General features: G+C 66.3%; 20 protein-coding genes and 1 tRNA gene. 11 read left to right on the top strand and 10 right to left on the bottom strand.

Going from position 1 to position 16,087, the window contains the following annotated elements:
• Positions 1-25: 25 nt before the first annotated feature.
• The 6 genes from LDL28_RS10610 (at position 26) to LDL28_RS10635 (ending at position 4,366) form a co-directional block, all read left to right on the top strand.
• Positions 26-856, top strand: a complete 831-nt coding sequence (locus tag LDL28_RS10610; protein ID WP_233058521.1) for a Cof-type HAD-IIB family hydrolase — start codon at positions 26-28, stop codon at positions 854-856.
• Positions 849-1,598: a 6-phosphogluconolactonase gene (gene pgl, locus LDL28_RS10615; RefSeq protein ID WP_233056848.1), complete on the top strand. Its 750-nt coding sequence runs from the start codon at positions 849-851 to the stop codon at positions 1,596-1,598. Before LDL28_RS10610 ends, pgl begins: the two co-directional genes overlap by 8 nt.
• A gap of 100 nt (positions 1,599-1,698) precedes the next feature.
• Positions 1,699-2,403, top strand: a complete 705-nt coding sequence (gene rpiA / locus LDL28_RS10620; protein ID WP_233058522.1) for a ribose-5-phosphate isomerase RpiA — start codon at positions 1,699-1,701, stop codon at positions 2,401-2,403.
• Entirely contained in the window at positions 2,400-2,966 is a 567-nt protein-coding gene (locus LDL28_RS10625; RefSeq protein WP_233058523.1) for a gluconokinase, read from the top strand. Before rpiA ends, LDL28_RS10625 begins: the two co-directional genes overlap by 4 nt.
• A gap of 99 nt (positions 2,967-3,065) precedes the next feature.
• Positions 3,066-3,539, top strand: a complete 474-nt coding sequence (locus tag LDL28_RS10630) for a low molecular weight protein-tyrosine-phosphatase (protein WP_233058524.1) — start codon at positions 3,066-3,068, stop codon at positions 3,537-3,539.
• Entirely contained in the window at positions 3,536-4,366 is an 831-nt protein-coding gene (locus tag LDL28_RS10635) for a fructosamine kinase family protein (protein WP_233058525.1), read from the top strand. Before LDL28_RS10630 ends, LDL28_RS10635 begins: the two co-directional genes overlap by 4 nt.
• 32 nt (positions 4,367-4,398) lie before the next feature.
• Here the strand turns inward: LDL28_RS10635 and LDL28_RS10640 are convergent, their stop codons facing one another.
• A complete protein-coding gene (locus LDL28_RS10640; RefSeq protein WP_233058526.1) occupies positions 4,399-5,496 on the bottom strand; it encodes an NADH:flavin oxidoreductase/NADH oxidase in 1,098 nt (365 codons plus the stop codon).
• A gap of 165 nt (positions 5,497-5,661) precedes the next feature.
• A tRNA-Asp gene (locus LDL28_RS10645) sits at positions 5,662-5,738 on the bottom strand.
• Positions 5,739-5,988: 250 nt separating this feature from the next.
• Here LDL28_RS10645 and LDL28_RS10650 point away from each other — a divergent pair.
• From LDL28_RS10650 to LDL28_RS10660, 3 genes are all read left to right on the top strand, one after another.
• Positions 5,989-6,924, top strand: coding sequence for a hydrogen peroxide-inducible genes activator (locus LDL28_RS10650; RefSeq protein ID WP_233058527.1), 936 nt, complete (start codon positions 5,989-5,991; stop codon positions 6,922-6,924).
• A 98-nt stretch (positions 6,925-7,022) separates the two neighbouring features.
• On the top strand, positions 7,023-7,148 hold the full coding sequence (ykgO, locus tag LDL28_RS10655; RefSeq protein ID WP_003617324.1) for a type B 50S ribosomal protein L36: 126 nt from the start codon (positions 7,023-7,025) through the stop codon (positions 7,146-7,148).
• Positions 7,149-7,266: 118 nt separating this feature from the next.
• Positions 7,267-7,872 (top strand): tetratricopeptide repeat protein, encoded by a 606-nt coding sequence (locus tag LDL28_RS10660; RefSeq protein WP_408887024.1) that lies wholly within the window; start codon positions 7,267-7,269, stop codon positions 7,870-7,872.
• Between the two features lie 85 nt (positions 7,873-7,957).
• On the opposite strand, the gene LDL28_RS10665 is transcribed toward LDL28_RS10660, so the two are convergent.
• The 6 genes from LDL28_RS10665 to LDL28_RS10690 form a co-directional block, all read right to left on the bottom strand.
• On the bottom strand, positions 7,958-8,920 hold the full coding sequence (locus tag LDL28_RS10665; protein WP_233058529.1) for a peptidoglycan -binding protein: 963 nt from the start codon (positions 8,918-8,920) through the stop codon (positions 7,958-7,960).
• 20 nt (positions 8,921-8,940) lie between these two features.
• Positions 8,941-9,987, bottom strand: a complete 1,047-nt coding sequence (locus tag LDL28_RS10670; RefSeq protein WP_233058530.1) for a flagellar motor protein MotA — start codon at positions 9,985-9,987, stop codon at positions 8,941-8,943.
• A 12-nt stretch (positions 9,988-9,999) separates the two neighbouring features.
• A complete protein-coding gene (locus LDL28_RS10675; protein WP_233058531.1) occupies positions 10,000-10,764 on the bottom strand; it encodes a hypothetical protein in 765 nt (254 codons plus the stop codon).
• Positions 10,765-10,834: 70 nt separating this feature from the next.
• On the bottom strand, positions 10,835-11,656 hold the full coding sequence (locus LDL28_RS10680; protein ID WP_233059271.1) for an inositol monophosphatase family protein: 822 nt from the start codon (positions 11,654-11,656) through the stop codon (positions 10,835-10,837).
• 110 nt (positions 11,657-11,766) lie between these two features.
• On the bottom strand, positions 11,767-12,333 hold the full coding sequence (efp, locus tag LDL28_RS10685; protein ID WP_025813909.1) for an elongation factor P: 567 nt from the start codon (positions 12,331-12,333) through the stop codon (positions 11,767-11,769).
• Positions 12,334-12,418: 85 nt separating this feature from the next.
• On the bottom strand, positions 12,419-13,498 hold the full coding sequence (locus tag LDL28_RS10690) for a lysine-2,3-aminomutase-like protein (RefSeq protein WP_233059272.1): 1,080 nt from the start codon (positions 13,496-13,498) through the stop codon (positions 12,419-12,421).
• A 51-nt stretch (positions 13,499-13,549) separates the two neighbouring features.
• Between LDL28_RS10690 and epmA the strand changes: the two genes are divergently transcribed.
• On the top strand, positions 13,550-14,569 hold the full coding sequence (epmA, locus tag LDL28_RS10695; protein ID WP_233058532.1) for an EF-P lysine aminoacylase EpmA: 1,020 nt from the start codon (positions 13,550-13,552) through the stop codon (positions 14,567-14,569).
• Between the two features lie 27 nt (positions 14,570-14,596).
• Here the strand turns inward: epmA and thiE are convergent, their stop codons facing one another.
• Together thiE and LDL28_RS10705 are read right to left on the bottom strand one after the other, a co-directional pair.
• The gene (thiE, locus tag LDL28_RS10700) at positions 14,597-15,223 is read right to left on the bottom strand and encodes a thiamine phosphate synthase (RefSeq protein ID WP_233058533.1); all 627 of its coding nucleotides are present in this window, start codon (positions 15,221-15,223) and stop codon (positions 14,597-14,599) included.
• Between the two features lie 119 nt (positions 15,224-15,342).
• Positions 15,343-15,762, bottom strand: coding sequence for a hypothetical protein (locus LDL28_RS10705; protein WP_233058534.1), 420 nt, complete (start codon positions 15,760-15,762; stop codon positions 15,343-15,345).
• 56 nt (positions 15,763-15,818) lie between these two features.
• Here LDL28_RS10705 and LDL28_RS10710 point away from each other — a divergent pair, with 56 nt between their 5' ends.
• Positions 15,819-16,085, top strand: a complete 267-nt coding sequence (locus LDL28_RS10710) for a hypothetical protein (protein ID WP_233058535.1) — start codon at positions 15,819-15,821, stop codon at positions 16,083-16,085.
• Positions 16,086-16,087 lie beyond the last annotated feature (2 nt).

Raw genomic sequence — 16,087 nt, forward strand, 5'->3', positions numbered from 1 at the left:
CGGCACACAAGGGAGACGAGTGAACATGCCTCAGGACGCAGCTAAACCATCCGCCAGCCAGATCAGGCTTGTACTGGCGGATGTGGATGGCACCCTGGTCACGAAAGACAAGATCCTGACCCCGCGCGCGATCCGCGCCGTGGCGCGCCTGCGTGAGCGCGGTATCCTGTTCACCATCACCAGCGGCCGCCCGCCCAAGGGCATGAAGATGGTCATCGACCCGCTTGAAATTTCCGAGCCGATCGCAGGCTTCAATGGCGGCATGATGGTCAGGCCCGACTTTACCGTGATCGAGGCGCGGACCCTGCCCGCCGATACGGCGCGCCGGGTCATCGGTATCATCCGCGACCACAAGGCGGACCCGTGGGTCTATAACGGCAATGACTGGATCGTCTCGAACAGCGAGGCCCCGCATGTCGCGCGCGAACAGTGGACCGTGAAATTCCCGCCCGTGGTGGGGAAGGTGGACGAAAAGCTGGACCAGGTGGTCAAGATTACCGGGGTGAGCGACGACCTTGCGCTGATGAAGCGCCTTGAGCATGACCTCCAGCAGGCGCTGGGCGATACGGCCTCCGCCGCCCTGTCGCAGCCCTATTACGTGGATGTGACCAACCGCGACGCGAACAAGGGCGGCGTGGTGATGACGCTCGAACGCCTGCTGGGCATCCCCGCCGCGCAGATGGTCACGCTGGGCGACCAGCCCAATGACGTGCTGATGTTCCGCAAGAGCGGCATGTCCATCGCCATGGGGCAGGCCAGCGCGGAGGTGCAGGCACAGGCGACCCATGTCTCGACATCGTGCGAGGAGGAAGGGTTCGCCAACGGGATCGAGAAATACGTGCTGGGAGATGCATGACATGACAGGCGGACATGACGTGAAGACGGGGGCGATGGTGGTCCTGCCGGATGGGGAAGCCATCGCGCAGCACATGGCGAAATGGCTGACCGGACAGGCGCTGGCCAAACAGGACGGCCCGTTCGTGCTGGCGCTGTCGGGGGGCTCCACGCCCAAGCGGCTGTACCAGATTCTGGCCTCGGCCGACTATCGCGACCGCTTCCCGTGGGCGCGCACGCAGTTCTTTTTTGGCGATGAACGCTTCGTGCCGCCGGGCGATGCGGCCAGCAACTACCACATGGTCGAGACCGAGATGCTGGCCCATGTGCCGGTGCCGGCGCAGAATGTGCATCCCATGCCCACCTCGGGCGACCCGGCGCAGGCGGCGGCCCGCTACCAGGCGGAACTGGAAAAGGTCTATGGTGGTACCACGCTGGAAGCCGGGCGGCCGCTGTTTGACGTGGTGATGCTGGGCCTGGGCGATAACGGGCATACCGCCTCGCTCTTCCCGCGCCAGCCGGTGCTGGAGGAACGCAGGCTGTGGGTCTCGACCTGCGTGCCCGACGATGCGCCGCATACGCGCCTGACCCTGACCTACCCCGCCATCCATTCCAGCCGCCATGTGGTGTTCATGCTGGCCGGGGCGGGCAAGCGCGCCGCGTTCGCGAAGGTGCGCGCGGGCGACCCGACGGAACCTGCCAGCCATATCACCACCGAGGGTGAACTCATCTGGCTTATGGACACGGCGGCGGCGGGGCAATAAATGCGTGATGCGCCGCACGGGCGGTGATACGCATCAGGACAAATAAGAAAAGACGGGACACCCGAAAAAAGGAAATGTCCCGCAGGAGAGGAAACAGCGCATGTCCACGCATAATGCGGACCCGAGGGCGGAACTGAAGCGGCAGGCGGCGATCGAGGCCGCCGACATGGTCAAGGAAGGCATGGTGGTCGGCCTGGGTTCGGGCACCACATCCGCCTTCATGATCGAGGAACTGGGTCGTCGCTGGGCGGATGGCCTGCGGTTCTGCGCCATCCCCACCTCGGAACATTCGGCCGAGCAGGCGCGTTCACACGGGATCAAGCTGGTCACGTTCGCCACCCATCCTGAAATCGACATCGACATCGATGGCGCGGATGAGGTCGAACGCAGCACCCTCAACCTGATCAAGGGGCTGGGGGGCGCATTGTTCAGGGAGAAGATCGTGGCCGCGGCATCGCGCCGGTTCGTGATTGTGGTGGACGACAGCAAGCTGGTGGACCGTCTGGGCGGGCGCGTGCCCGTGCCGGTGGAGGTCGCATCCTTTGGCTGGACCAGTACCGCCCGCCATCTTGAAGCCCTTGGCGCGCGGGTGACGCAGCGGCTCGACCGCAGCGGCAACGTATTCGTGACCGATGGCGGCAACATGATCCTGGACTGTCATTTTGGTGAAATCGCGGATTCGGAAAAGCTCCAGCTCCAGCTTGACCGGGTCGTGGGCGTGATCGAGACCGGGCTGTTCATCGGCCGCACGTCGGAAGTGATCGTGGCCACGGCGGGCGGCCTGCAAAGGCTGCGTGCGTCATGACCGGGCGGGAGCTGAGCGATCAGGGCGTCGCGCCACGGGTTGTCGTGATCATGGGCGTGTCGGGCTGCGGCAAGACCACGCTGGCGGAAGGGCTGCATAACCTGCTGGGCTGGCCCTATCAGGAAGGCGACCTGCTGCACCCCGCGGCCAATGTGGCGAAAATGTCCGCCGGCATTCCCCTGACCGATGCCGACCGCAAGCCATGGCTCGCGGCGTGCCATGCATGGCTGCTGGAGCGCGTGGCGTCGGGGCAGGGCGGTATCCTGACCTGTTCGGCGCTCAAGCGGTCCTATCGTGACATGCTGCGCGCCGATGGGGCTGGCAGCATCGTATTCGTCTACCTGAAAATACCCGAAGATACGCTGTACGACCGGCTCAAGCGGCGGCGGGGGCACTATATGCCCGCAAGCCTGCTGCCCAGCCAGCTTGCCACGCTTGAACCGCCCACGCCGGACGAGCATCCGATCGTCGTGCACCTGGAAGCCACGCCCGCCGAACTCATTGCCGAGACGCTTGGCCTGCTGAAGCAGAAATTTCCCGAACACGACCCTGCCGGAAACTGACATGCTGGCGGTTCTGGTCCGGTCAGGCTCCAAGGCCGGGCGTTCGGAAACAGGGAATGTAACCTCATGCAGTCATCCACCATCCGGTCCCGAGGATAAATGACACCGTCTCCCGCCGTCCTGTTTGTCTGTATGGGGAATATCTGCCGCTCCCCCCTGGCGGAGGCCGCGTTCCGTCATGTCGCCACGAAAGCGGGGCTGGCGGTTACGGTCGATTCGGCGGGAACGGGAAGCTGGCACGTGGGCGCGCCGCCGGACCAGCGGGCCTGCGCGGTGGCCCGGCGGCACGGAATGGACATAGGCGGCTACCGCGCGCGCGTGGTCAAGGTGACGGATTTTGCGCGCTTTACCCATATCGTGGCGATGGACCGCGCCAATCTTGAGCATCTGCTGTCCATACGGCCGCCCGGCAGCCGCGCCGAGGTTTCGCTGCTGCTGGACCATGTGCCCGGCAGGCAGGGCCAGAGTGTCGCGGACCCGTATTACAGCCCCGCCAGCGCGTTTGACACCACATGGCGGGATGTGACGGCCGGGGCGGAAGGGCTGATCAGGAAATTGCGGATCCTGTCATGAGCCGCCTGGCGCGCCATGGCGCGGCCCTGCTGGGTGCGCAGCTATGGAACTGGCAGGCGTTGCAGGGCGGCGATCTCGCCCGGACGCTGCTGGTCTATCTGAATGACGGGCGCAAGGTTGTGGTCAAGAACGGCCCCGACCCGGTGGCGGAGGCGGACATGCTGCGCAGCCTTGGCCGGACCGGCGCTGTGGTGCCGCAGGTGCTGGGCGTGGATGAGAACGCGCTGGTGCTCCAGTACCTGCCATCCGGCAGCAGGGTCGCGGGCTGCTGGCCCGATCTGGGTCGTGTGCTGGCGCAGGTCCATGCGGGCAGGCCCCCACAGCGCGACGGGGCCTGTTACGGCTGGCATGCCGATTACGCTTTTGGTGCGCTGCCCGTATGCAATGCATGGACGCGGAGCTGGCCGGAATTCTGGGCGCGCCACCGTCTGGCCGTTCATCAGGAGCATGTCGGCATCGACCTTGCCCGCCAGATTGAAAAACTCATGCGTCGCCTGCCTGACCTACTGCCGGAAAGTCCGACGGCCTCCCTGCTGCATGGCGACCTGTGGGGGGGGAATGTGCTGGTGGCGGACAACCGGGTTTCAGGACTGATCGACCCGTGCTGCCATTACGGCCATGCGGAGGTCGATCTGGCCACCGCCGGGATATTCGATCGCCCCGGCCCGGGATTCTATGCCGCCCATGGACCGCTTGAGGCAGGGTATGAGGTCCGCTTCGCGATCTATCGGCTCTGGATCGCGCTGGTGCATCTGCGCCTGTTTGGCGCGACCTACAGGCCGCTGGTGGCGCATTATCTCGATGCCGCCGGTGCGGGAAGCGGCTGAGGCCGTCCCGCACGCGGGGTCAGTATAACCACTCAGAGCGAACGATAGCGCGACAGCCAGTGGGCATAGGGCGCGGGCAGTACCCATGGTGCGTCCTCGCGCCCCAGTGCACGCGCCGCCGCATAGGGCCAGTGCGGGTTTTCAAGGAAGGGGCGACCGATCATGGCCAGGTCGATCTGTCCGGTGCGGATCAGCCCGTCAATGGCCCCGGCATTGCCCAGGTACCAGCTTGTGGCGACCGGCAGCCCGCTTTCATGGCGCACACGTTGCGCGATGGGGGCCATGAAGGACGGTCCCCACGGGATTTTCGCGCCCGGCGTGGAAAAGCCGATACTGACATCAAGAAAATCCAGCCCGGAGTCGCGAAAGATCCTGGCCACCGTTATGGCGTCGCGCAGGGTCTGCTCGTCCTGCCCGTCGAACTCGATCATGCCCAGCCGGGCGCTGAGCGGACGGTCCTCCGGCCATACGGCGCGGACTTCCTGCAATGTCTCCACCAGGAAGCGGGCGCGGTTTTCAAGGCTGCCGCCATAGCCGTCATCGCGCTGGTTGGAATGGGTCGAGAGGAAACTCTGGGCAAGGTAGCCATGGGCGAAGTGCAGCATGAGCCAGCCAAAGCCCGCATCCCGCGCGCGCCGGGCGCTGGCCACGAAATCCTGCCGCACGCGGGTGATGTCCGCCACCGTCATGGCGCGGGGCACCTTTGGCAGGCCATCGCCATAGGCCAGGGCGGAGGGGGCTATGGTTTCCCACCCGCGCGGGTCATCGGCCGCGATATGGTCATCCCCCTCCCACGGGCGGTTGGCGCTGGCCTTGCGGCCCGCATGCGCGATCTGGATGCCGGGCACGGCGCCCGCGTCGCGTATGGCGCGCACCAGCGGGCGGAAGGCTTCGGCCTGCGCATCGTTCCACAGGCCCAGACAGCCCGGCGTGATCCGTCCCTCGGGCGAGACGGCCGTGGCCTCAACCACCACCAGCCCGGCGCCGCCACGGGCCAGGGTGGGATAATGGACATTGTGCCAGTCATTTACCACGCCATCGACCGCCATGTACTGACACATGGGGGAAACCGCGATGCGGTTGCGCAGGGTCTCGCCCTTGAGCGTGTAGGGGGTAAAGAGATCAGTCATTATTCTTGGTATCCGTTCACCGGGAATGGCCATACAGACTGGCCCCATGGCCCGGATGACGCAATGCGCGCAGGCATGCACAACAGGTATGCACAAACCGCACGGAGCCGTCACGAGCGTTGCACGGCACGGAAGGGATATATGTAAGGGAGGGGCACCGTAAAATGGCGCGAGTGACGGGGCTCGAACCCGCGACCTCCGGCGTGACAGGCCGGCGCTCTAACCAACTGAGCTACACCCGCATCCGCTGCCGCCCCGTGGGGCTGCAACCGTTCGGTGAAAGGGCAAATAACAGGCCGCTCCCGTCATGGCAACAGGGCAGGCGAAAAAAAACGTCATGACGGGCAGATTCAGCGTCAGGAAACCATTTTCGGAACGTCAGCCCCCGAAACGTCGTGTAAATTGCAAGGAAATCCCGGGTGCAGCTTTTTTTCAGGAAGGGAGGCCCCGAAAGCTTTGTTGTTTTTTAACAGTTTCTGATCGGAAATGGCGATGATTCCGATGCCCTCCGCCCAACAGCTTCGCTATCTCGTCACCCTGGCGGAACTGCGTCATTTCGGGCGTGCGGCGCGGGCCTGCGCCGTGACCCAGTCCACGCTTTCCGCCGGGATACTGGCCCTTGAGCGCCAGATGGACGTGAAACTGCTGGACCGCGATGTGGGCAAGCAGGTCGTGTTCACCCCGCTGGGCGACCAGGTGCTGGCGCAGGCGCGCATCGCGCTTGACGCGTTGCAGGGCGTGGTGGATGTGGCCGTGGCCGCGCATGAACCGATGAGCGGCCTGCTGCGCCTTGGCGTCATTCCCACCATCGGGCCGTTTGTCATGCCATCGCTGGTGCGGCGGTTGCCGCTGGCCTATCCGCGCCTGCGCCTTTCGCTCAATGAGGACGTAACCCGCAACGTGATGGAAAAGCTGGCGCTGGGCAGGCTTGATCTCGTGCTGCTGGCCATGCCGTGCGACTGCGCCGATAGCGAGACGCTGCCGCTATGGCGCGATCCGTTCATGCTGGTCATGCCGCATGGCCACCCGCTGGCGGCCCTGCCCGAAGTGCCCGTCCGCAGCTTTGCGCGCGAACGCATGATCATGCTGGAAGATGGCCACTGCCTGCGTGACCAGACGCTGGCCATGTGCCGGCAGGTGCATGGATGGACCCAGCCGCATGACGGGGCCGTCTGTGCCGTGACCTCCCTTTACACCATGGTGGAAATGGTTGCGGCGGGCATGGGGCTTGCCCTGCTGCCGCAACTGGCGGTCGATTCCCCGCTGCTGGACGGGCAGCGTCTGGCGGTGCGGCCCGTAAGCGGGGCGCAGGCATGGCGCACCATCGGGCTGGCCTGGCGGCCACGTTCACCCCGCATGGTGGATTTTCATGCCCTTGCCCCGTTTTTCATGCCCCCAACCGTTGCACGGGGGAATTCCGTGGCCTAAATGGCGCCAGAATCCGGCCGTGGAGTTGACTCCTGACGCAGGGAAGGGTATTCGGGCGCCTCTTTGGCGGTATTCCGCCGCTAGTCGAGGGTCGGATCATGAAAATCAGAAACAGCCTGAAATCGGCCAAGGTTCGCGACAAGGACTGCCGCGTGGTCCGTCGTCGGGGCAAGGTCTATGTCATCAACAAGAAGAACCCGCGCATGAAGGCCCGTCAGGGCTGATTGCCGGACGGCCTTGACCGTCAGCGTTTTTCCTGAACAGCCGCGAAGCCACGCAGGCAGGTTTTTCGTAACCTGCATCCGTGGCTTTTCGTGCGTACCCCTTCTGGTTATCACGGCGCTGGCGGTTACGCCACCGGCACGGGCGCAACTGCCCGATCATTATGGGCCCGGTCATCATGGGGTGGACCAGCATGCGGGACCGCCAGCGGGCGGTTATGCCCATGCCGGGCGCCGGGATCCGGCCGCGCCGACGATTGCGGAACTGGAAACGGAACTGTCCCACGCCGCCACCGCCAATGGCGCGCATGACCTGATGGGCCGGATCGAACAGTTGCGCATGAAGGATCTGGCGCCCACCACCAGCCTGCTGCTGCGCCGTGCGCAGGATGACCTGGATGCCCAGCGCCCGCTGGACGCCGTGCAGGACATGGATGACGCCCTGCTGCTCCAGCCCGATATGGAGGTGCTGTGGCGCAACCGCGCGCAGGCACGGCTGGCCGCCGCCAACCCCGATGGCGCTGTGGCCGATCTGGGCGTTGCCCTGCACCATGACGGGCGTGACCTCACCGCATGGAAAATCCTCGTCAATGTCGAGCAAATACGCGGTGACTGGCAGGCGGCGTGGAAGGCATGGCAGCATGTGCTGCAACTCGACCCGACAACGCCCGACGCCGCGCATGAAACAGAGCGCCTGCGTCTCAAGGCTTTTGGCCAGCCGACCTGAGCATTGCCTCCGTTCAGGGGGGCTGGAAGCTTTTGGGAAAAAAACTTCCTTATGATCTGCGGTCGGGTTTGGCCCGACCCCGGCATTAGCGATCGGTCAGGCGGAATTCGATGCGCCGGTTACGCGCAAAGGCTTCGGGCGTGGTGCCGGGGTCGAGCGGCTGGTAATCGGAAAAGCCGGTCGCGGCGAGGTGGCGTGGGCTGATCCCTTGGGAAATCAGCAGCTTGACCACGGTAATGGCGCGGGCGGATGACAGCTCCCAGTTGCTGGGAAAGGCGGAGTGGATCGGCTGGCGGTCGGCATGTCCGTCCACGCGCAGGATCCACGGCACATCAGACGGAATCTGCTGGGCGACCTGCTTCAGCGTCCCCGCGAGGATCCCGATTTCCTTCACGCCCTCGGGCGAGAGGTCGGCCCCGCCGGGGGGGAACAGCACCTCGCTCTGGAACACGAAGCGGTCACCGACGATCTGCACCCCCTTGTGGTTCTGCATCACATCGCGCAGCCGCCCGAAGAATTCGGAGCGGTAATGCTGCAACTGCTCCACCTTTTCAGCCAGCGCCACGTTAAGCTGGAGGCCCAGGTCGTCGATCTTCCGATCGCGGTCATGCACCTCGTTTTCCGTAATTTCCAGTGCGCCTGCAATGGCGCTGAGCTGCTGGCGAAGCTGGGCCACCTGCTCATCCAGTTCGGTGGCGTGGGCCTGTGCGCTGTCGCGCTCGGTGGTCTGCTGGTTGAGCTGCGCGGTCAGGGATGTCGCGGTGGCCACATCCGCCTCATGCGCCTTCTGCAGGGTCGCGACTTCATGCTGCAGCGCGGTTGTATGGCCACGCTCCAGCGAGAGCATCTGGCCCAGCCTGACCACCTCATGCTCAAGCTGGGTCAGCGCCTGCTGGCGCTTGTTCAGCGCCACGGACAGGAAGGCCTGCCCCAGCACGAAAACAAGCAGCACGAAGATGATGACCATCAGCAGCGTGGACAGCGCATCGACATAGCCGGGCCAGGCATTCAGTTCGGAGCGGATCGAGCGACGGGAGCGGCGCGCCATGGGTTGAACCTTATATGCGATCAGGAGGCGGAATGGTTCGTTCCGGGGGCGCTCGCGGCAATGGTGCGTGCAAGCAGGCGCAGGTCGCTGCGGATATCGGTCGCCATCTGCTCCCGCCCCGCCGCCGATTCCTGCACCAGACGGGCCAGCAGGGATTCGATCCCCTGTAGGTGGTCATCGCCACGGCTGTCGGCCATCTGGGCCAGGCGGTCGTTCAGCGCGGTCAGCAGGCGCTGTTCCTGCGCGCGGATTTCCTCGCTGCGGCCAAGAAGGATCTGGAGCTTTTCCATGTTCTCGGCGGTCTGTTCCAGCAGCGCCTGCACATAGGCCGGAACGCTGGCGTCGGTGCCGCCAACCTGAAGCCCGCTGGCCGAAAGCCGGGTGATGCTGGCCAGCCATTCTTCCAGTTCGTTGAAGAAGCGGGTCTGGGCCTGTCCGGCGGTCAGGTCCAGGAAACCCAGTACCAGCGCGCCCGCCAGGCCGAACATGGAGCCCGAAAACGCCGTGCCCATGCCATGCAGCGGCCCGGCCAGGCCGGATTTGAGCTGGTCGAACATGACATTCATGTCCCCGCTGCCAACACTCATGTTGCCGATCACATCGGCAATGGAGCCAACGGTCAGCAGCAGCCCATAGAAGGTGCCAAGCAGGCCGAGGAAGATCAGCAGCCCGGTCAGGTAGCGCGAAAGTTCACGCCCCTCATCCAGCCGGGCGGAGAGGCTGTCGAGCAGCGACTGCATGACCGGGGCGGACAGCGTCAGCCTGCGCCCCTTTTCATGTGTCGCCAGCATGGACGCCATGGGCGCGAGCAGGCGCGGCGGCGGCGGGGTGGTCAGCCCGTCGCGCGGGTGGCGCAGGATGCTGACCCACCGGACCTCGGGGATCAGGCGCAGGATCATGGTGATGTTCCACCCGATCCCGAGCAGCAGGATCCCCACGATCAGCCCGTCCAGGTAGGGATTGTTGCAGAATGCCTGATAAAGCGTGGAGGAAAGCAGGGCTGTGACACCCCCGACCGCCAGAAGAAACAGCAGAACCCGTACAAGATAGGTCGTCGGACGTGTCACGCAGTGATTTCCTTAATGCGCAGGTGAACCGGAAGCCGAGGCCACCACACCCGAACGGGTAACGTCAATACAATCCGCGCCCGCACCCTGCGCGTTTTCATCGGGCAGGCCGATGGCGCGGACATAGATGCGCGTGGGCGCGACACCCGCATGGATCAGCACCGAACGCGCCGCAAGCCCGCGCGACAGGGCGACACGGCGGGGTGTGGAGGGATCGTCGGGCCGCCCCTCGCCATAGGCCGCGATAGTGACGTGCTGGTCGGGCAGCCTGAGCATGATTGTGGCAAATGTTTGCAGCGCCGAAATCATGCGCGAATTCATGGCCGCCGACTGCACGGTGAAGTGCAGCCGCGTACCGCCGGGAATCCGCTCCGCCCGCCCGCGTGCCTGCGGGTCGGCCCTGACTTCCGGTGGCAGTGGCAGCGGATGGGACGGCACATGCAGTTCCGGCGGGCGCAGCACGGGATTGTCGGGCGGCTGGGTGGCGATGGGGGGCAGCGACGCAAGGGCGGCGGGGGATGCGATGGCCGAGGCCGGAGCATGACTGTCCGGCACATCCGCGCCCGCACCGCCAGCCGGGGTGGCGCTGGCGCCCGCATGGGGCGTGGCCACCGGGTGCGGGGGCGCGCCAAGGGCGTCGAGCGCGCTTTGGCTGGTCGTGACCTGCGCGCGCGCACCATGGCCCGGGCCAAGCAGCACGCAGCCCGTAACACCCAGCAGGGCCAGCCCATGCAGGGACCGGCGGGAAAGGGAGGGAAGGAAGGAGATATGATGCATCGCACCGGCAGGCTACCGGGCGATGGGGGATGCTGCAATCGGCAAAACGGGCCGGTTGCGGCATTGTCCCTCAGTCGATGCTGCTGGCGACCAGTTCGCGCAGCGGGCCATGCATGTGCGGGTTGGCCACGACCGCATCGATCGACGCGCCAAGGTCGTTCAGGTCTACGCCGGCCGGGTCGGTCGCGTAGCCACCGGCCTCACGCACCAGCAGGATTCCCGCCGCGCAGTCCCACGGTTTGATGCCCAGTTCCCAGTAACCATCGTACCGCCCCGCCGCGACCCATGCGAGGTCGAGCGCCGCCGCGCCGAATCGGCGGATACCGGCGACCTGCGGCATGAGCGCGCCCAGCGTGCGGGCAAAGGACAGGCGCGCGCGCGCCGGAACCCGGGCGAAGGGGATGCCGGTGGCGAACAGCGCCTCGTTCATGGACCGGCGGCCGGAAACGCGCAGGCGGCGGTCGTTCAGGAACGTGCCCACGCCCTTTTCCGCCCAGAACATCTCATTGGCGGCGGGGTTGTAGACCAGCCCGGCCACGATCTCGATCGTGCCATCGGGCAGGCGGCGCTGCAGCCCGATCGAAATGGCCCAGTGCGGGATGCCATGCAGGAAGTTGGTCGTGCCATCCAGCGGGTCCACGATCCAGCGCCATGTCCATCCCTCGTTCCCCGAAGCGCCGCTTTCCTCCATCAGGAAGGCGTAGCCGGGACGCGCGCGGGCCAGTTCCTCGCGGATGGTGGTTTCGGCCCGCAGGTCGGCCTGCGACACGAAATCGCCAGGGCCCTTGATGCTGACCTGAAGCTGCTCGACTTCATTGAAGTCACGCAGAAGACGGCGTGCGGCCTTCTGGGCAGCGTTCTGCATCACCGTCATATGGGGAGAGAGTCGCATTGCCACGGTGATTCGGTCCTGTCTGGTTCGGCGGTGGAACGGGAATGGGTAAGGGGCTGGAAAAACCGGCCATGGCGGGGCGCGCGAACGCCCCGCCATGGCGGGTGGGGTCAGGACTTGGCGCGCTCGACGTAGGTGCTGTCCTCGGTGCGGACCACGATGCGTTCACCCGCTTCGATGAAGGGGGGCACCATGGTCTTCACGCCGTTGGACAGGCGCGCGGGCTTGTAGGACGAGCTGGCCGTCTGGCCCTTGACCACCGGGTCGGCCTCGACCACTTCCAGCGTGACCTGCGGCGGCAGGACCACGCCAACCGGGTCGCCTTCCACCAGGTTGAGCACCAGCGTCATGTTGTCCTGAAGGAACGGGGCCTGGTCGCCCAGCAGTTCCAGCGGCAGGAGAAGCTGCTCGAACGTCTCGGGGTCCATCAGCACGATGTTGTCGCCATCCATGTAGGAGTAGGTGTATTCCTTCTCCTCGGTCATCAGGCGTTCAACGGTGTCGGCGGTGCGCCAGCGTTCGTTGGTCTTGTTGCCGGTTTTGAGGTCGCGCATCTCCACCTGGATGAACGCGCCGCCCTTGCCCGGCGTGATGATCTGCTGTTTCAGGACCGTCCAGCGACGGCCGTCGTGCTCGATGACCTGCCCGGCACGGATCAGGTTTGCCTGCTGCTTCATGGTGGTCCCTGTATGGTTGTGGGAAGTATGGCGGTTCGGCTTCTAGCGTCCCCGGCGCGGAAGGGCAAGGTTTGCGGCTGTCTTTTCAGCCGCGTTCACGCGCGAGCCGGTGGATCGTGCCATCGGGCGCGCGGGCGCGCAGGTATCCGTCCGGCCCGGTGTGCAGGTAATCCGGCGCGATGGGCACCTTGCCGTGGCCGCCGGGAATGTCCAGCACATAGGTGGGCCATGCAATGCCCGTCACCCGCCCGCGCAGGCTGGCCAGAAGGCGCTGCCCCTCACGTATGGGCACGTGGAAGCGCGCGGTGCCGGGCGCGGGGTCAAGCTGGTGCAGGTAATAGGGCCGGATGCGGGCGCCCACCTGCGCGCGCAGCAGGTCTTCCAGCGCGTCGGGCGTGTCGTTCACCCCGCGCAGCAGCACCGACTGGCCCAGCACGGGAATGGCGCGTGACTGCACGCGGCGGATGGCCGCGCGGGCTTCGGGCGTGAGTTCGCGCGCGTGGTTGACATGCACCACCAGCCATACCGAGCGCGTGGTGTCGAGCGCCTCCGCCATCTCCGCATTCAGGCGGTCCGGGTCGGCAACCGGCACGCGGGAATGGATGCGGATGGTATGGATATGCGCCATGCCTTCCAGCGCGGTCATGATGGCGCGCATCCGGCGCGGCGAGAGCATGAGCGGGTCGCCCCCGGTCATGACCACTTCATGAATGTCGGGATGCGCGCGCAGCCAGTCGAGCGCGCGCGCCAGCGCCGCGTCATCCAGCACGCCCCCGCCGGGGCCGACATGTTCGCGGCGGAAACAGAAGCGGCAGTAAAGCGGGCAGACCAGCAGGGGCTTGAGCAGGGCGCGGTCGGCATAGCGATGCACGATGCCCGGCACGGGGGAGAGCGCGTCATCCCCGATCGGGTCCGGGTCTTCGGCCGCTTCCGTGTGGCGTTCCGACGGGTGGGGAATGACCTGCCGACCGATCGGGTCATCCGGCGTTTCGATCAGGCTGGCGAAGGCGGGCGGAATGGCGGTGGCGTACTGGCGGGCCACCTGTTCCAGTTCCGGCGCCTGCGCGGGGGGGACCAGCCCGGCGTCAAGCAGATCCGTCACGCTGCGCAGGGTGCGCGCGCTGGCCTCTGGCCCGGAAGGGGGGGGATTGACCGCGGATGTCATGCCGGGGCTGTACTGCGCCGCCATGGCCGCTGCAACCGGAGATCCCGCCTCATGCCCGATTCTGTTCCCACCCCCGCCGATCCGGACCGGATCGTGGACCGGCTGCCCTTCCTGCTGCGGCGTAATCTGGTGCGCCGGGGGGTACGGGCGTTTTTCGATGCCCGGGGCTATGTGGAAGTCGAAACGCCCTGCGCCGTCCCGACTCCGGGCGAGGAAGTGCACCTGAAGGTTTTCCGCACCGAGCGCGCCGGGCCTGATGGCGTCATCCAGCCGCTATGGCTGCATACCAGCCCGGAATTCGCCATGAAGCGCATCGTGGCGGCGACGGGCCTGCCGGTGTACCAGCTTGCCCGCGTATGGCGCAACGCGGAGGGCAGTCACCTCCACGCCCATGAGTTCACCATGCTGGAATGGTACCGCCCCGGCGCGACCCTTTCCGCCCTGATGGATGAAACGGAAGCCCTGCTGCGCGTGGTGCTTCCCCCCGTCGTGCGGGCGGGCGGCGCCGAAATCGGTATTGCGCCCGCGTTCGAGAGGCTGTCGGTCGCGGATGCCTTTCACCGTTATGCCGGGTTGGATATTCTGGCGACCGAAGGGGACGCGACAGCCCTGGCCCGCGCCGCAGGGTGCGCGTTGCGTGCAGGCGAGACGTGGGAGGACCTGTTCTTCCGGCTGATGATGGCCCGTATCGAACCGCATATCGGGCGGACGCGCCCGACATTCCTGACGCACTGGCCCGCCAGCCAGGCTGCCCTGGCCCGCCGCGACCCGGCGGACCCGCGCGTCGCGCTGCGCTTTGAGCTGTATGCGGGGGGGATCGAACTGGCCAATGCCTTCGAGGAGCTGACCGACAGCGCCGAGCAGCGCCAGCGATTCGTGGCGGACCGCGCCCGCCGCGCGGAACTCTACCCCCATGAGAGCGGGCTGGACTGGCCGCTGGATGAGGCTTTTCTGACAGCACTCGACAGCCTGCCCCCCTGTGCGGGCATCGCGCTGGGATTTGACCGTCTGGTCATGCTGGCGGCGGGTACGGGGCGGATTGCCGATGTGCAGTGGCTGGGAACATCCTGACGCCGCCCGGCACGGGCGCGTCGGGCTTCAGGCGGCCTCGATGGCCGCGTTCATGGCCCGCACACCCGCGCCCGGTCCATCGGGGTGCGACCACACGGCGCTGATCACCGCCAGGAAATCCGCCCCCGCGCGCACAAGCGGCGCGCAGTTGGCCGGCGTGATGCCGCCAATGGCCACCACCGGCAGTTCGATCATGCTGCTCCACCATGTCAGCAGCGCCGGGTCGGCCCGGATTTCCGTTTCCTTGGAAGGCGAGGGGAAAAACGCCCCGAACGCCACGTAATCCGCCCCGCATTCCCCCGCGCGCAGCGCCATGTCGCGGCTGTCATAGCACGAGACGCCCAGTTGCAGGCTGTCACCCAGTATGCGCCGCGCGGTGGCCACATCCGTATCCTCCATGCCCACATGCGCGCCATCGCACCCGCAGGCGACGGCCAGATCGGGCCGGTCATTGAGGATGAAGGCAACATCGCGCGCATGGGCCACGGGCTGGAGAATATCCACCGCGCGGCGCAGCGCGTCATCCGTCACGTTTTTCAGGCGGAGTTGCACGGCGGCGACGGGGCCACCATCCAGCGCTTCGGCCAGACGGGGGGCGAACGCCGCGGGATCGAGCGATTCGGGCGTGATGAGGTAGAGCTGGCAATCGGTCATGTCGGGGCGATCCTATGCCACCGTGGCGATGGCGAACAGCCCCCGCATGGCTCTGTCCCCCGTGTGGGGAAAGGCAGGTGAGCGGGGCGTGGCCAGAAACGCCTTATGTCCTTGGCGGGTCATGGCTGGCGGTGGGCATGCAGGTATCTGGCCAGCGCATCCCCGGCCCCGCGCGGGGGCAGTTCCAGCGCGGGGGGGCGCTGGCGCAGCACCCGCGCGCCCATGTCCCGCGCCAGTGACACGAGCGTACGATGCTGCGCCGGAGGGGCCGCGACAATGATGCCCCCCACACCCGCATGCAGCGCCGCCGCCGCGTAACCCGCCGCCTGCCCGCAATCGAGCAGGGCGGGCAGGGGGCAGCCCGCCAGCAGCGCCGCCCACCACGCGGCCCCCATGAAACATCCCGCCCCCGGTGGCGAAACCACGGTGCAACCCAGACGTAAAGCGTCCGGTTCCGCCATGACCCGCGCCAGATCCCGCGCGCAGGCAACGACGACATGGGGGGGAAAGGGCACAGAATGGTCATGTTTGTCGATCATGCTTGACGTTGAAACCGCACCGCGCGATCAGTTCAAGGGGAGGAATGCGCGAAAGGATGAACGTGTCTGATATTATCGTGCCATCGGAACAGGACGCGGCCGACGCGCCGCCCGGGGCCGGGCCGCACCCGGCCGACCGTCTGGAACTGGCGTTGAACCGTATTGCCTTTGCCCTCGACCGCCGCGCGGAACTGGCGTCCGTGGCCCGTCCGTCCATGCCGGATGTGGATGTCCATGCGCTTGCCGCCAATATCGACGCCCTGATCGCGCGCGTACGTGATGTGCTGGGCGAGGAAGATGAACTGACCGGCGGGGAGGAATAGGC

The sequence above is a fragment of the Komagataeibacter sp. FNDCR2 genome (genome assembly GCF_021295395.1).
GTDB lineage: Bacteria > Pseudomonadota > Alphaproteobacteria > Acetobacterales > Acetobacteraceae > Komagataeibacter.

What these genes read in the sequence shown, in the direction of transcription:
- LDL28_RS10690 (WP_233059272.1), bottom strand. Translation starts at nt 13,498, where the DNA reads ATGACATCCGCGGTCAATCCCCCCCCTTCCGGGCCAGAGGCCAGCGCG.
- LDL28_RS10675 (WP_233058531.1), bottom strand. Translation starts at nt 10,764, where the DNA reads ATGCATCATATCTCCTTCCTTCCCTCCCTTTCCCGCCGGTCCCTGCAT.
- LDL28_RS10705 (WP_233058534.1), bottom strand. Translation starts at nt 15,762, where the DNA reads ATGATCGACAAACATGACCATTCTGTGCCCTTTCCCCCCCATGTCGTC.
- LDL28_RS10625 (WP_233058523.1), top strand. Translation starts at nt 2,400, where the DNA reads ATGACCGGGCGGGAGCTGAGCGATCAGGGCGTCGCGCCACGGGTTGTC.
- efp (WP_025813909.1), bottom strand. Translation starts at nt 12,333, where the DNA reads ATGAAGCAGCAGGCAAACCTGATCCGTGCCGGGCAGGTCATCGAGCAC.
- LDL28_RS10630 (WP_233058524.1), top strand. Translation starts at nt 3,066, where the DNA reads ATGACACCGTCTCCCGCCGTCCTGTTTGTCTGTATGGGGAATATCTGC.
- epmA (WP_233058532.1), top strand. Translation starts at nt 13,550, where the DNA reads ATGCCCGATTCTGTTCCCACCCCCGCCGATCCGGACCGGATCGTGGAC.
- rpiA (WP_233058522.1), top strand. Translation starts at nt 1,699, where the DNA reads ATGTCCACGCATAATGCGGACCCGAGGGCGGAACTGAAGCGGCAGGCG.
- thiE (WP_233058533.1), bottom strand. Translation starts at nt 15,223, where the DNA reads ATGACCGATTGCCAGCTCTACCTCATCACGCCCGAATCGCTCGATCCC.
- LDL28_RS10635 (WP_233058525.1), top strand. Translation starts at nt 3,536, where the DNA reads ATGAGCCGCCTGGCGCGCCATGGCGCGGCCCTGCTGGGTGCGCAGCTA.
- LDL28_RS10665 (WP_233058529.1), bottom strand. Translation starts at nt 8,920, where the DNA reads ATGGCGCGCCGCTCCCGTCGCTCGATCCGCTCCGAACTGAATGCCTGG.
- LDL28_RS10680 (WP_233059271.1), bottom strand. Translation starts at nt 11,656, where the DNA reads ATGCGACTCTCTCCCCATATGACGGTGATGCAGAACGCTGCCCAGAAG.
- ykgO (WP_003617324.1), top strand. Translation starts at nt 7,023, where the DNA reads ATGAAAATCAGAAACAGCCTGAAATCGGCCAAGGTTCGCGACAAGGAC.
- pgl (WP_233056848.1), top strand. Translation starts at nt 849, where the DNA reads ATGCATGACATGACAGGCGGACATGACGTGAAGACGGGGGCGATGGTG.
- LDL28_RS10710 (WP_233058535.1), top strand. Translation starts at nt 15,819, where the DNA reads ATGAACGTGTCTGATATTATCGTGCCATCGGAACAGGACGCGGCCGAC.
- LDL28_RS10610 (WP_233058521.1), top strand. Translation starts at nt 26, where the DNA reads ATGCCTCAGGACGCAGCTAAACCATCCGCCAGCCAGATCAGGCTTGTA.
- LDL28_RS10640 (WP_233058526.1), bottom strand. Translation starts at nt 5,496, where the DNA reads ATGACTGATCTCTTTACCCCCTACACGCTCAAGGGCGAGACCCTGCGC.
- LDL28_RS10650 (WP_233058527.1), top strand. Translation starts at nt 5,989, where the DNA reads ATGATTCCGATGCCCTCCGCCCAACAGCTTCGCTATCTCGTCACCCTG.